At 49.0% G+C, this 15,745-nt stretch carries 8 protein-coding genes; all 8 read left to right on the top strand.

Annotated features, from left to right (window positions below; all coding sequences use genetic code 11):
• Positions 1-91 precede the first annotated feature (91 nt).
• Entirely contained in the window at positions 92-4,519 is a 4,428-nt protein-coding gene (locus Xbud_RS06685; protein ID WP_099135341.1) for a hemagglutinin repeat-containing protein, read from the top strand.
• A gap of 221 nt (positions 4,520-4,740) precedes the next feature.
• Complete coding sequence (gene yhjD, locus Xbud_RS06680) at positions 4,741-5,712, top strand: inner membrane protein YhjD (RefSeq protein WP_099135340.1); 972 nt, start codon at positions 4,741-4,743, stop codon at positions 5,710-5,712.
• A gap of 57 nt (positions 5,713-5,769) precedes the next feature.
• Entirely contained in the window at positions 5,770-5,976 is a 207-nt protein-coding gene (locus Xbud_RS06675) for a 2-hydroxymuconate tautomerase family protein (protein ID WP_099135339.1), read from the top strand.
• Positions 5,977-6,252: 276 nt separating this feature from the next.
• Positions 6,253-7,989, top strand: coding sequence for a type VI secretion system baseplate subunit TssF (locus Xbud_RS06670; RefSeq protein WP_169923031.1), 1,737 nt, complete (start codon positions 6,253-6,255; stop codon positions 7,987-7,989).
• Between the two features lie 12 nt (positions 7,990-8,001).
• The gene (locus Xbud_RS06665; protein WP_099135337.1) at positions 8,002-9,867 is read left to right on the top strand and encodes a type VI secretion system Vgr family protein; all 1,866 of its coding nucleotides are present in this window, start codon (positions 8,002-8,004) and stop codon (positions 9,865-9,867) included.
• 15 nt (positions 9,868-9,882) lie between these two features.
• Positions 9,883-11,100: a DUF2169 family type VI secretion system accessory protein gene (locus Xbud_RS06660; RefSeq protein WP_099135336.1), complete on the top strand. Its 1,218-nt coding sequence runs from the start codon at positions 9,883-9,885 to the stop codon at positions 11,098-11,100.
• A complete protein-coding gene (locus Xbud_RS06655; protein ID WP_099135335.1) occupies positions 11,093-11,449 on the top strand; it encodes a DUF4150 domain-containing protein in 357 nt (118 codons plus the stop codon). The genes Xbud_RS06660 and Xbud_RS06655 overlap by 8 nt, the downstream gene beginning before the upstream one ends.
• A 10-nt stretch (positions 11,450-11,459) precedes the next feature.
• The coding region (locus Xbud_RS06650; protein ID WP_244589872.1) for an RHS repeat-associated core domain-containing protein at positions 11,460-15,745 on the top strand (4,286 nt) is incomplete at its 3' end.

Below are 15,745 nucleotides of genomic sequence, written 5' to 3'. Positions count from 1 at the left end.
ATCATCAGATTTTTTAACCGTAGCCAACTTGGGAACCTTCTCCCAAGGTAGCTGCACACTCACAAGAAAGAAAGTAAACAGAGGTAATAATATGAAGAGAAAAAAGTTCAGATTATCTCCTACGGGGAAACTTGCTGCATCAATGGCAATTATTCTGACAACTTGTTCAACCAGTTTTGCCAACGGCATTACGCCCGGTGGTGATGCAGCTCATCGCCCGGATGTCACCATTGCAGTAACAGGTGCTACAGTCGTTAATATCGTAGCCCCTTCCGATTCGGGTTTATCCCATAACCAGTATCAGGATTTTAACGTCAACCAAATGGGGGCTGTATTAAATAATTCATTGGTTAATGATCAATCCGAACTGGCCGGGCAGTTATCAGCTAACAGTAATTTGAATGGGCAGGCAGCCAGTATCATTCTGAATGAAGTAGTCAGTCGCAACCCTTCATTCTTACTCGGTAAACAAGAGATCTTCGGCATGGCCGCCGATTATGTGCTGGCAAACCCCAACGGCATCACCTGCAACGGCTGTGGCTTTATCAACACGAATCAGGCATCTCTGGTTGTCGGTAACCCGTTAGTTGAAAATGGTATCCTGCAAGGATTCAAGAACTTCGATAACCAAAATGCCTTAAATATCAGAAACAATGGCTTGTCCCACAATGATGTTCTGAACCTTATCGCCCCCAGAGTTGATATCAACGGCAAAGTCATCATCCCAAAAACGCTCAATATCACAATGGGAAATAATCAGATTACAGCGGATGGTCAGATCCTGGCATCACAGCAATCAGACATGGGCGCACTTGATAGTTACTACCTCGGTAGTATGCAAGCGGGACGTATTCGTCTGTTGAATACTGCAGAAGGAAGCGGAGTCAATCTGCAAGGTAAGATGACTGCCGATGATGGTATTTACCTTACCTCCCACGGTGATGTGAAATTGGAGGCCGCTAACCTGCAAGGCGGAGATATTACATTACAGGGCAAAAATCTGCGGTTTCAAGGTCGCCTTAACCGGACTTCATCACATGAAACAGGCGATGATAATTATGAAAGCCGTTTTAGCGGCGTCCATACCTCGCAAAAGCAAATTAACGAATCCATTGCCCGCACTCAACTTACCGGTAAGAACATCACACTAATCGCCCACCAGAATAATCAGGTGATGGCAACCGATATTGCAGGGGATAATATCAAACTAACCGGCGCCAATCTGAAGCTGGATGGTCAGCAACTTCACCAGCTTGACCGTAATATCAACAATAAATGGCGATTATCCTGGCAGAATGATGTCACTATTGAGAGTGAAAAGTACCAATATGAAGGAAATTCCCTCAAAGCGCGGGAAAATGTTCATCTGACCGCTAGTGAAGGCCATGCCGAAATACTTGGCAGTAAAATTACCGCCGGAAACCAGCTTTCCATATCCGCTAAACAAGATGTAAAACTGGCTGGTTTAGTGGAATCAGAAATGACCATTGAAACAGGCTATAAAAAGAATCATTCCCTGGCACTGCAAACTGGTAACTGGACAAAGGCCAATACTGCTCAGCGCAGTGTCAACAGTGAGTTGAACGCAGGGGGAGATCTCGGGATCAACGCAGGAGCTAATGCTGAAATTATCGGCTCTCAGGTACATTCAGGCAAAAACCTGATTGTTTCAGCAGGGCAACAGGTAAAAGTCTCTACGCAATCCCTCGTCAATGATCACCTCATTGAGAAAAATAAACACTATTGGGGTGGCATTGCAGGTGGCAGCAATAAAGACAACCAGGATAAAGTGGAAACACACCATGCCTCTGACATCAAGGCAGATGGGCATTTACTGCTGACTGGAATAAATGGTGTCACCATTACCGGCAGTAAGGTAAAAGCGCAACAAGGAGCGTATGTTGAAGCTAATGATGGGCAGTTAGTCATCGATAATGCTGTTAGTCATGCCTATAAAAAAGTTGATGAGAGAAAGGGCACAATCTTTAATATCACCAAAAATTCCAATCAGGAACAAACAAACCAGCAAACTAGCTCCGGTAGCCAGTTAATTTCTGATGCTGACCTGAAATTACTCAGTAACAAAGATATCAATGTCATTGGCAGTCTGGCGAAAAGCGCAGGAGAGCTGAATCTGAATACATCAGGCAAAATCAATGTACTTGCCGTTGATGCACAAAATAAGTATCAGCAGGAAAAAACCAATCTTGACTGGCACTATTACACTAATGAGACGAAAGATAAGCAATACCGTGCTGGTGTCGGTTTTGAACATACCGTCGATAGTCAGAAAACCCACTCCACCGCACAGCATCAGGCGGAGTTGCACGGTAGCCACCTTTCCATAAACTCAGGAAAAAATGTCACCCTTACAGGCGCAAAACTGGTAACAACACAGGGTGACGCCAAAATTACGGGTGATAACATCGCTCTGCTGGCAGCGGAAGATCATACAACAACCGAGAATTCACAGGCCAAAGTCCGTGGCGGTGTATTCGCTACTGGTGGCATGGATAGGATCGGAGGTGGAGCCGAGGGTGGTTATTCCAATAATGTTCATTCCCAGAACCGTACCACTGCGGTAGTGTCAAATACTCAGATCAATGGCAACCTTGAACTGAACGCAATGGGAGAACTGAAACAACAAGGCACTCAATATCAGGTACAAGGAACTTATCAGGCTAATGCGGGCAGTATTAAAAATGTTGCGACTGCCAATACAGAATCAAATTCCACAAGCCAATTACAGGTAGGTGGTGAAATCAGTGGTTCAGCCGATTACAGTGCAACGTCCCGTCCGGTGGAAAAAACGGCCAAAGCCGCAACCGACGGGAAATTGGATACCGCGATCTCAAAAACCGGATTGCCAAATGCGGGTCTTGAGCTTGCCATGAACGGCAAAAGTAATAACACCAATACTTATCAATCAAATGCTGTAGTGACTACTGTTAAAGCCGATGATATCAAAGTAACTACCAATGGAGATGTTTACGATCAAGGCACCCAGTATCAGGCGAACAAAGGCGGCGTGTCACTGACTGCTGGCAGCCATACCAGTGAAGCAGCCTACAATCGTCAGAACAGCAATTCTTCTAATACTGTTGGCGATGCCCGTCTGCGCATTTACACCAGCACAGGCAGTGACCTTTCTGTCAATGGCAAAGGTAACGGCAGCTATCAGGCAGAATCCACCAGCAATAACAATGCCGTTACCAGCAATATCAATGCCCAAAATGGTATTCATGTTCAGGTGACCAGAGATGCACGTTATCAGGGAACATCCATGAATGCGGGCAATGGCGGGACAAACGTTAGTTCTGGCGGAAATATTCAGTTCAATCAGGCTACCAATCGCAGAGAACAGAACAATTACGGCTATAGTGGAGAACTTTCCCTAACTGGGGGCACTAATCCAGATGGTAAAAACTTCAGTGGCAGTGCAGGGGTAGGCTATAACACCAGCCAACAGAACAGTACCACAGCCCAGACTAGTACTATCACCGGTGGGCAAGGTATCAATCTGAATGCGGGCAATAATCTGACACTACAAGGTGCGAATGTCTCTGGTAAACAAGTAGATTTGACTGCACAACGTGGTGGAATTGAACTGGCTGCTGCTCAGGATACAACTAACAATAATGGCTGGAACTTTGACGTTAAAGGTAAAGGTGGTGTATCCAGTAAAGCTCGTAATAATGAAGGCAGTGATAATACCGGAGATAATGGAGAAACAAATAACAGCATCATCGACAACAAATACAATATTAGTGGTGAAGTTAAATTCGGTGTCGATCACCTGAACAAAGTCACTCACCAAAACAGTCAGGTTTCTGGGGATAATGTTGTATTGACCAGTGCCCGGGATACATCCCTCAAGGGAACTAATATCGCCGCAGATCAAGTGACGGGAAATATCGGTGGCAACCTTAATGTTGAAAGCCTAAAAAATAGAACTGATAGCCTGAATATCGGTCTGGATGCAGGATTAGGGTATAGCAAAACCGTCAAAGGAGATAATTCCCATAAAACGACCCTACCGGTTGTTGACAGCAACTCACCCGAAAGCTCACCTGAAACAGCGGTAACCAACGATGAAAAAGCCAATAAGGAACCCCCAAGTCTGACTGATCGCCTGACCGAGGCCTTCAAAGGGTATAGTGGGAAGCTCAAGAGTAATTACGATACTCTCGATCAGGAAACCATTGGTGAGCAATCAACCATCAACGGTACTAACGGAGTTAATCTGGATGTCGCTGGTAAAACCCACTTAATCGGCAGCCGGATTGACAGCACACAGGGGCCGGTATCCGTCAATACCCAACAAATCGGGCATCAATCTGTAACAGGCTACGATAGAGGTAAAAATATGGGAGTTAACCTGCCGGATTCCATCACAGGTCTTGCTAACGAAGCTCAGAAAAATATCTTCTCCGGCAAAATTCCTTTCGTGAAAAATGAGAGTCACAATACAGAAATACCCGTTACACATAGTTGGATCAAGGGTCACCCGTTGGATTAATTGACCTCTCTTTAATTCACTTACATCGCACATAATACATAATACGGTAGCCGGTAACATAGCTACCGTACTTTTCCCATATTCGGCCAACCATTTATCCTCACTCCCACCCTATCTGGCAGTAGGATTGGGATAAGTAAACTGATCAAAGCTGCAACTTGGAAGACGACGGCTATAATGGGCTACATTATAGTCATATCAGGCAAAGCCAAGGGGACGTAATGCCAAATGATTTTGAAAAAAGGAAACATTCCAGCAAAGGAACAACCAACACACCATTACAGAAAGGATTAGATGGCAGCAAGAAAGCGTTTTCGGTGCCGATCCGCATCGGCAATTATATCCGCCATATACCATTTATTGCCCATCTGATCCGGGCAGCTCAACGTTTCAATGATCGAATGGGCAGTCAGTTTGGTGCAGCTATTACCTATTTCTCCTTTCTGTCACTGATCCCAATACTGATGCTCTCTTTTGCTATCGCAGGTTTTGTGCTGGCTTCCAATCCTGATTTGCTGGCAAAACTCATCAACGGTATCGCCAATAGCATCAGTGATCCAACTCTGGCAAATACATTGAAAAACAGTGTTGATACTGCCATAAAGCAGAGAACAACAGTTGGATTGACAGGTTTGGCGATCGCGCTCTACTCAGGCGTGAACTGGGTCGGCAACCTGCGGGAAGCGATCCTCGCCCAATCCCGTAATGTCTGGGAGCGTACTCACGAAGACAAAGAAAAAATCTACTCTCAATATATCCGGGATGTTTTCTCTCTATTTGGCCTGCTATTCGCATTAGTGATAACACTTTCCCTGAACTCCATCGCTGGTTCTGCTCAGGCAACTATCGTCCATGCCCTTGGCTTAGAAGGTATCGAATGGCTGCGCCCCGTATGGACATCCATTGGCATGACGATTTCCATTTCCGCCAATTATTTGTTATTTCTATGGATATTGTGGATCTTACCTCGTCATCGGCCTGAGCGAAAAGCCCTGTTTCAGGGAACATTAATGGCCGCCATTGGATTTGAGATCATTAAATCGATTATGACCATGATGCTGCCACGCCTTGCCAGTTCACCTTCTGGCGCAGCCTTTGGCTCAGTAATTGGCCTGATGGCATTTTTCTATTTCTTTGCCCGACTGACCCTATTTTGCGCTGCCTGGATCGCCACAACAGAGAAAAAAGAGTAACAAAACGAGACCGCTTCATCAGAAGCATTTCATAACAAATCAAAAAAGGAACCATTTATGCCATTTGTGAACATCAAAATCACCCGCGAAGGGGCAACCGCTGAACAGAAGAAGCAACTGATTGAAGGTGCAACCCAGTTGCTGGTGGATGTACTTGGCAAGAATCCGGCAACAACATTTGTCATTATTGATGAAGTGGAAACGGATAACTGGGGAATTGGTGGCAAGAGCGTGACGGAAGTACGGGCTGCTGCGAAGAAGTGACATATATTTAAAAAATGAAATAAACGATTAGGGCGAATATAGCGCCCTTTTATTTTTTTAAAAATTAACAAAAAACTAATAATAATGGTTATTATTTTATAAAATATAATAAGAACATTAATGATAAATAAACAAAATAAATTATTTAAAATAAAATACTATCGCGAAATAACATGGATATTAATCTAGCAAATAGCCTTTTTTCGAATGATAGAAAATAAAACATACAAGATATCATTCTATTAATTAACAAATTAATCTTTATAAGAGGTGGTTTTGAATTTATTTGAATCTTATTTTCAGCAGGAACGGGATTACCTGCACCAGCTTGAACAACTCACTGCAAGAGATAAACCGCATCTGGCTGATAGCCTCAGTAACCATGATCCCGATATTGAACGGCTGAATGAAGGCTTTTCTGTCCTGAATGCCCGGACGCGCCAAAAAATTGATGATGCGTTCCCTGAAATTACCTTGCCCCTGTTGCAGCGGTTACAGGCGCAAAGTGTAAAAGGCATTCCGGCCACCAGCGTAGTACAGTTCGACGGCGGTACAGAGTTTGATTTTGCCTGTACCCTGCCACGTGGCACCGAAGTGACCACCGACAGTGGAGTGCCATTTCTCACCAGCCGGAACTGTGCTATTGAGCCGTTGGTACTGGTATCCCGACAGCTTACCCATCAGGTCGAAACCACCCACCTGATCCTTAAATTCCAGTACACAGGCAAAGAAGACTATTGGCCTATCCGCCCCTTAAGCCTGTTTCTCAGCCCCGATACTGAAGTGGCTGATACTCTGATGCTCGCCCTGTGCCACAATTTCCGCATCGCCGAACTACATCATAACGGGCAGATCTGGCCAGCAGAGCCGATGAGATTTGCACCTCAATCCGGTACTGAACGACTGGTACTGTCTCCGCCGATTGCCGTCGCAGGTAACTGGGCACCCCAGATGCTGATGGAATCTCTTTACCTGCCACACGTGCACCATTTTCTGACCTTAGCTTTGCCGACGGTGATGTGCAGCCGTTTGTCCATGACCGAGAGTAAAGAATTCAGTATTACGCTGATCTTTGATGATGTATTACCACTGTCTGAAAACCAGCTAGCGACAGCCTTTCAGCTTCATTGTGTGCCAATAGTGAATCTGGAACGCAAAGCTCAGGTGACATTACCGTTTATTCCGGATACCGCCCGTTATCCGCTACCATTGCCTGTCGGACAAGCGATATTGCACGTCACCGATTTGGCTCTGAAAGATGAACCGGAAACAGAACGGGGCCAGCATTGCTCTTTTTTACCCATCAGCCAGCTCAACCACTTTGCCCGTGATACAGGGAAAGAGAACTGGTTCTATGCACTGGATGTGACCCGTGATGCGTTGGGCAGGCTGGAATATGCTCTGGTATTCTATGACAGCCACGCCCGGTTGATGACCTCACCACCGGAACGGGAATTTACCTGTCATTTTGTCGCCTTTGATGTCGCCCTGTCTACGCAGCCTACAGGAGCAATCTGCCATGCTGATGAGCGTATTCCTGATGGCTTGCAGGTCAAAAACCTCACTTCCATTGCCTCCGGTTATCCGCCAGTGACGGACAGCCGTCGCCACTGGGCATTGCTGTCCCATTATTCCGCCAGCCCGTTCTGGCTGCATTCAGTGGAAGCACTGCAACAGCTGTTACAGGATTACGATTTTTACCCTGACCTGAATCGTCCCGCCCACCGTGATATTCAGCGGATGACTGCGGCTATGCTGGCGATCCAATCTACTCCCGGTGACCGGATATTCCGTGGTCAGCCCTACCGCTGCCTGCATATCGAACTGACACTGGATGAAACCGCCTTTGAAAGTGCCGGTGAGCAGTTCCGGTTTGCCAACGCGCTATACCAGTTTTTACCGTTTTGTCTTTCACAGGACATGCGCCTACGGATGACTGTCACCGGTATACCATCCGGCACCATCTGGTGTTTGTCCCCCAGCCCACTACAGGGCTATCGTCCCATCATGTAAGGAAATGCAATAATGGATGGATTAGTATTTACCTGCCAGATAGGCTCACTCCCGCAAACCACGTTTCAGGTAGTGAATTTCAGTTTACAGGAAGGCCTGTCGCAGCTTTATCACCTGACTCTGAACGTAGTCAGTCCAGCGAACAACGTAATACTCGGCAACTTACTTGGCGCCTATGCCGCCCTGACCATACTGCGCAACGGTAAAATTGAGCGTACTGTGAAGGGTATTATCGCCGGCGCGTCACAGGGTAATACCGACGGACATCGGACTTACTACAACTTTGTCATCCGTCCAGAAATGTGGCGCATGACGCTTAATCAGGACAGCCGACTGTTTCAGCGGATGTCTGTGCCGGACATTCTCAAGAAATTACTGAAAGAGCATCGCGTAAAATCCGGCCATAAATTATATGACGATGCTGACCACCATCCGGTACGCGAATACACCACCCAAAAGCGTGAATCAGCCTATGATTTCTGGTGCCGGCTGGCTGCGGAGGAAGGAATTACTTTCTGGTTTGAGGAAGATCAGCTGTTTTACAGTGACTCCCATCTTGGGATGACCGCTGGCCTGAACCTGATCTACAATGCGCAGCCCAATACCGATGACAACGATACCTCCGTCTGGCAATGGCAGTACGGCGAATTTCTCTGCCCGGATGAATATATCCACAAAGATTACAACTACCTGCGCCCTTCCCAACCCTTGCAGCCCAAATCCACGTTGCCCAACGGTGCCGGGCATTCCGTCTTTGAAAGCTATGGCCGTTTTCCGTGGAGTAAAGAAGGCCAACCACTGGGAGACACCCGCTTGAACCAGCTCAACAGCGAAAGCAAACTTGGCTCTGCCAGCAGTAACTGTATCCAGTTACGCCCCGGCAAAATCTTCACCCTAAAGGCTCACCCCATCGCTGTGATGAATGACCGCTGGCAGGTAGTGAACATCTCTCACCATGGCAGTCAGCCGCAGGCAGACAATACCGGCGGTGAAGGTACGACACTCATCAGCAATATGACCTTTATTCCTGGCCGGGATAACTGGCGGCCACCATACCGCTACAAACCAATGGCAGACGGTGATGAACTGGCGACCGTTGTCGGCCCTGAAGGCGAAGAGATTTTTGTCAATGAACACGGCGCAATTAAGGTGCACTTCCACTGGAACCGCTATGACGAGCCGGGGGATGGCTCTTCCTGCTGGGTGCGGGTAGCACAGGGCTGGAATGGCAACAACTTCGGTTTTATGGCGATCCCCCGCATCGGACAGGAAGTAATTGTTTCCTACCTGAACGGCGATATTGACCGCCCCATCGTGACAGGCTGTAACTACAACGGCCGCAATCGTCCGCCGTTGGATTTACCGGCTGAAAAAACCCGCACCACCTTCAAAACTCATACCCATAAGGGAGAAGGATTCAACGAATTGCGTTTTGAGGATGCCAAAGGCAGTGAAGAGGTGTTTATCCATGCCCAGAAGGACATGAACACCAAAGTACTCAATAATCGTGATACCTATGTGTTGGCAAATCATACGGAAACCGTGGAGAAAGATCAGACAATCAAAGTCAATGCCCACAAAAACGAGATGGTGAAACTCACCAGTACCGAAACGATCGGGATGATCTACACACTGACTGTCGGCTCCAGCATGAATACCACAGTCACCGCCAGCCAGACTGAACAGGTGGGGCTTCACAAATCCGTTATTGTCGGCAATACACTGTCCGTCCAGGCCGGCGATGTGATTGAGCTGAAATGCGGTAAAAGCGTTCTGCGTATGGACAGTGCCGGACGTATCACCCTTCAGGGCAGTGAGCTCAAGTTTGAAGCCAGTGGCCCAGTGCAAATCACAGGTAAAGACATCGACCTGAACTAAGAAGGACAGACTAAGATGGAATTTCGTAACCTGACCCCCTTTGCGGTGATGAACTATTCAATGCTGGATGTTGAGGATGTGGAGCACCACGTGGCGGTCATGAAAATCGGCTACCAGCTATTGCCTGTCGGACAGGGGGAATACAGTGCTGAATTACTGCCCGCGCCGCTCCTGTGTTTACAGGATGAATACCGTGGACAGATGAATGCCTCACAGGTGTTGCAGGAGAGTGATCTTGCCCCGTTTAAACCACGCTGTGACGTGATTGTCAACGGCACGGCTTATGCGCCGGATAACCGACCCTGTACCGAATTTCCTGTGCGGTTGCGTGTACAAAGCAAGCAGGGTCAGACCCTGCTCGACAAAACACTGACCGTGACTGGCGAACGGGAGTTTATCCGTGACAGCAGCGGCAACTGGCAACTGACTGCACCGAAACCCTTTACGACACTGCCGTTGGATTATCTCTACGCCTTTGGTGGCGAGTGCAAAATTCAGGCAGATGATAAAGCGAGCGAACACCTCAAGGAAAATGATCGGCTGACACCGGAACTGCGTCAGCAGCATCCAGACGGGGAAAATGCGCCTGTTGCTCATGCCGTTTGTGAAACCAATCCGCTGGGAACAGGGTTTATCACATCGTGGTACGCCAACGCCAAACAACTTACCCACTACCCGGCACCGCGCATTACCCAGCCGGATGCCCCGTTCACCGCTCAGCATTTTACGGCTCAACTGGATGGAACGTTCCTGCCTGATACTCCAGCCTGCCAGCCGCAGGGCATGGGTTTTATCGGTCGTCCGTGGTTGCCCCGCCGTCAGCTTGCCGGCACTTACGATGCTGAATGGCTGGAGCATCGCCATCCCTATCTGCCGAAAGATTTTGACTTCGGTTATTGGAACGGAGCACCGGCTGACCAACAAATTGACTGGCCTAAAACTGATATTTCCATCACCCTAAGCGGCCTGACACCCAACGGCAATCTGCACATCAGCCTGCCGGGGCACCGCCCGTTTATCCTGCTGCGGATGCACAACGGCATGCTGCTACCCGTTCCGATGCGTCCTGACACTTTTATTATCGACAGTGAAGCAAGGACGCTGCATATGACCTGCCGTCTGAGCTTCAAAGCATCACTGCCCATACGGGTAGCCGAAGCTCGGTTTGAAATCAACCCGGATGCCCCTTTGCTCAAACTGGCTCCACTGGAAGAGGAGAAAACGGATGGCTGATAACTACATCGCCCGAACTGCTGGTACTTGGATGATTATCGGCATGCTGCCGGACGTGTGCAAAACCCCGATGGGTCCTTCTACACCGCCCATCCCCTATCCGGTGGTAGCAAAACTGGCGGACAGCTCCTCGCCAGTGAAATCCGTGCGCGCCAATGGCAAACCCGTAGTGGTGTTTGCCCGCAGTTTTGTCCCCACTACCCTCGGTGACCAGCCGGGAGTGGCGAATGGCGTCAAAAGTGGCACGGTAGGCGGCAAATGCCACCCGAAAGATCACACCCGCACCGTGCGGGCCGGCAATAAGCTGGTGCTGCGCCACGGGGATAAGTTTTGGATGAATGGGTCATAAGGAGGGAACCATGTCAGATAAGATGCTCGTCACACCGAAGAGCGACGATGTTAGAGCCGAAGAATATTGTAAAGAATTTAACATTCGCACACAGGCTGAGGCGGAGAAAGCACTAAGCAATGCTGATACGTTATATCGGCAAAGCTCTCGCTTTTACGGCGATTACGGAGACGACCCGGAATTAGACGTTAGCTATAATCAGTTAGACGCTGACTTCGAAGCTAAGGCTTTTAAGAAAACGGCTCAAGATACCGTTGAAAAATTCAAAAGTGGTGAATTTCCAAAGAAAGAATGGGAAGAGGAGAAAGAAGAAGACGGTCATCCCAAGCCCAATACAGCGTTGCCTCAAAAACCACGAGATGACAGTCCAACCGGTGAGGGCAATACGATAGGTCAAATCGTCGGACAGGCACCACAGGGGGCAAATCCGCCATATGAAGCAAATGCGGCCGTCACACCGGAAACTGAACAAGAAAAAGGATTTTTGGACAAGGCGGGAGAATGGTGGGATGAGACCAAGGAAGATGTGCAAAAGTGGGGAGAGGAAGCCAAAGAAAAGTTGAATGCCGCCTGGGATAATCCGGGAAAGGCCGCCATAGGTGCAGCAAAAGGGGCTTGGAATACCGTACCTGATATAGCTGAATTAGCCATCAGAGCGGGGACGATTATGCCTTCTTCACTAATGTCTAGTACCGGCACCGTATTGAAATTCGTAGGTGCTGATACCATAGGTGATACCGTCCTTGCCGCTGCCGATACATTAAACAAAGCTGCTGATAAGGCTGTCGAATTGAGCCATGTGGATGCCATCCGGTTCGACATCACGGATAAGGCAGAACAAGGTGGGGCATTGTTCGTTGAAGGTGCCAGTTGGGCAACAGGGTTGGGAGGGATAGCCAAACAAGGTGCGAAAGCAGTGGTTAAAAATGCCAAACCTCCCGCTGGCGGTAAAATAAAAGCCCAATCCCAAAATGCCCCGGAAGTGAAACCCAAAAATACCGAACAAGATCCCGTTGACAACAAGTCCACTAACAAAGAAGGCAGTTGTAACGGCACCTGTAGCGTAAACGGTGAACCTGTCGATATGGCCACCGGTGACTTCCTGCAAGTCTGGCCAGTTATTGCTATTCCCGGATTATTGCCGATTACCCTGACCCGTACCTATCGCTCCACTGCTAACTTAAACGGCCTATTTGGCCCTAAATGGGCAGATGACTGGTCACGCCAGTTGGTACTGACTGACGGAACAGTCAATTTTACCGACGCAGACGGAGTCATCTACGATTTCACCACGCCTGATAATCAAGTACTCGCCCGTAATCAGCATATTCCTCATTACATATTAACCGGGGAATTAACGGGTGAACTACAACTGACCGATCGCCAGTCCCAGCTTACCTACCACTTCAATCATGCCATCGGATCTATCCGTAAATTATCCGCGATCACCGATCGCCGTCAAAACACGATCCAGTTTGTCTACGATAAACAATCGCAACTGATTGAAGTCACGCGCACAGATGGCTTCCGGTTGATCTTAAGTTATCAGGGGCAACAGCTCCAGACACTGGATTATCTGGAAAAGAAAAAGCAACAGCGGCTGGTCACCTGTCACTATGATCCACAGGGCTACCTGCATGAATGCGCAGAGTTCCAGCACAATCACCTGTGGCATGAATATGATGCTCAGGGGCGGATGATCCGCTGGCACGATACCGACCAAACCGATTTAACCCTGACTTATGATGAACAAGGACGAGTACTCAGCACAACCTCTTCCAGTGGTTACTGGTGTGATCGCTTCCACTATGACGATAACGCCCGTATCACCACCTATCAAGACGGTGAAGGCGGTGAAACCCAATACCATTACGATAACAACGGGCTGGTTCTGCGTGAAGTCGATCCATTAGGACGTATTACCCGCCGCCAATGGCACCATAGCCAAATTGTCTGGGAAGCTGATGCAGAGGGGGGAATAACCTCATTCGATTACAACCCTGATGGTGCCCTGACTGAAATGGTACTGCCGACCGGAGAAACCTTCTCTTACGGCTATGATGAACACGGGCAGCTAACAGAAAGTGTGCTCCCTACCGGAGAACGATGGCAATTTCACTATGATGATCAAGGCAACCTGACTGCCCTGACTAACCCGCTGGGACACAAAGAAGAGTACCAATACGGCACCCATGGCGAATTACGCCAGCGCCTGTTACCGGATGGTCGTCAGTGGCACTATGCCTATGACGAACAACAACGGCTGGCTGCCATTATGACTCCAGACGGTCAGACCACCGGTCTGCAACTGGATGAGCTGGGCCGTTTGCGCCAAATCACCGATGCCCTCAAACAACAAACCCGTTACCGCTACAGTGACGCTCATGCCAGCCTCAATGGCAGCCTGACCGAAGTCGAACTGCCAGATGGTGCCACCCAACAGTTAACCTATGACAGCGAGCGGCGTGTGGTCGCGGTCACCGATGGCGAAGGCCGCACTACCCGTTATCAGTACGGGGCTTTTGACCTGCTTAATCAAGTCACCCGGCCCGATGGCACCATCCTGCAATTTGGTTATGACCGTTTGACCCGGTTGAATACTGTTACTGCTTCTACCGGTGAAACCTACCGCTATGAGCGGGATGCGGCTGGTCAGATTATCCGGGAAACTGACTTTACCGGTCGTACCATCAATTATCAGTACGATAAACTGGGGCGACGTATTCAGGCGCAATATCCGGATGATCAGCAGTTACGCTGGCACTACTCCGCCGCGGGATTACTGGTCAAACAAGAAAGCTGGCAGCCAGAAGATAACTTGCTGGTTCTTAAGACAACCACCACTTACGAATACAACACCCGTCACCAGCTAATTAAGGCTATCAATGACGATGCGGTAGTAGAATATGAGTATGACAAAACCACTGGTCTGCCCACCTGCGAACGTATCAACGGACGAGAAATTACCCGTGAATGGGATAGCCTGACAGGACGCCCACTCAGCGAAAATGTCGATGGCAATACCCTTCACTTTGGCTATAACCTGCCGGGTGCTCTGAATCACTTTCAGTTTAACCAGCATACGCCGCTGGCCTTCCAGCATGATGCATTGGGACGAGAAACAGTACGCGAAAGTGCTAACGGCTTTATCCTTGCCAGTCGCTATACCGCAACTGGCTTGCTGGCGCATCAGTCTGCGGGACAGGCAACTAAATGGTTTCGGGAAACGCTGGCACAAAATGATCCGCACTTCCCACCACAAGCGACTGCCGTCAATCGCAGCTGGCAGTATGATCGAGCCCATAATGTCCGAGTCATTGATGACAGCCGCTGGGGACAGACCCGTTATCGTTATAATACGAACGACCAAATCTTGCATACCTTGTTTGAGGGTGCGCGTCCGCATGAAGAGCAATTCAGTTATGATGCTAATGGCAACTTGAACCAACATCTGCCGACCGATTCACGGGGGGCAATGGCACAAATCAGCCAACGCCAGCAAGCTGGGCGCGTCGTACAGCAAGGGAATATCCGTTATCGCTATGATGACAATGGTCGTTTGGTAGAAAAAACCGAACAACGTGATGGCTTCCGTCCGCAAATCTGGCGCTATCGCTGGGATACGCAAAACCAGCTCACCCACTGCGAAACGCCGGACGGTTCGCGCTGGCACTATCGCTACGATGCGTTCGGGCGGCGTATCCGCAAGCTCAAAGTGCACGATGGTAAACTGGCCGCCACCAACCTCCGGCGCTGGCTGGATGGCAAACCGGATTTGACACCAAGAGCGGATGCCATCGCCGGGCAGGATTACCTGTGGAGCGGTGACCAGCTTATCGAAGAAACGCCACTGTATGCAGATGGCCGGCCTGCGGCAGAGCAGCGTATCCGCTGGCTCTACGAACCCGGTTCACTCACGCCGTCGGCCCGCTTTGAGCAAGGCAAGCTGCACTATGTTGTCAGTGACCATCAGGGCACCCCGCGCGAGATGTTAGACGAGCAAGGGGTACTGGTCTGGGCACAGCGGCTGACCACGTGGGGCAAAGCGGAACGTTTTCAGGTGATTGCCTCCAATAACCCGGATTATCATGTTAGCTGCAACCTGCGGTTTATGGGGCAATTTGAAGACGAAGAGTCGGGTTTATTCTATAATAGGTTTCGGTATTATTCGCCGGAGACGGGGCAGTATATATCACCAGACCCGCTAGGGCTGGCAGGCGGGCTGAATCCGTATGGCTATGTACATAATCCCGTAGGTTGGGTTGACCCTTGGGGGTTAAATGGTACTGATGCAAC

This window comes from Xenorhabdus budapestensis (assembly GCF_002632465.1).
Lineage (GTDB): Bacteria > Pseudomonadota > Gammaproteobacteria > Enterobacterales > Enterobacteriaceae > Xenorhabdus > Xenorhabdus budapestensis.
This window is presented reverse-complemented; position numbering and strand designations above follow the sequence as displayed.

Coding starts and splice junctions, on each gene's coding strand:
- Xbud_RS06655 (WP_099135335.1), top strand. CDS start 11,093: ATGGCTGATAACTACATCGCCCGAACTGCTGGTACTTGGATGATTATC.
- Xbud_RS06675 (WP_099135339.1), top strand. CDS start 5,770: ATGCCATTTGTGAACATCAAAATCACCCGCGAAGGGGCAACCGCTGAA.
- yhjD (WP_099135340.1), top strand. CDS start 4,741: ATGCCAAATGATTTTGAAAAAAGGAAACATTCCAGCAAAGGAACAACC.
- Xbud_RS06660 (WP_099135336.1), top strand. CDS start 9,883: ATGGAATTTCGTAACCTGACCCCCTTTGCGGTGATGAACTATTCAATG.
- Xbud_RS06665 (WP_099135337.1), top strand. CDS start 8,002: ATGGATGGATTAGTATTTACCTGCCAGATAGGCTCACTCCCGCAAACC.
- Xbud_RS06685 (WP_099135341.1), top strand. CDS start 92: ATGAAGAGAAAAAAGTTCAGATTATCTCCTACGGGGAAACTTGCTGCA.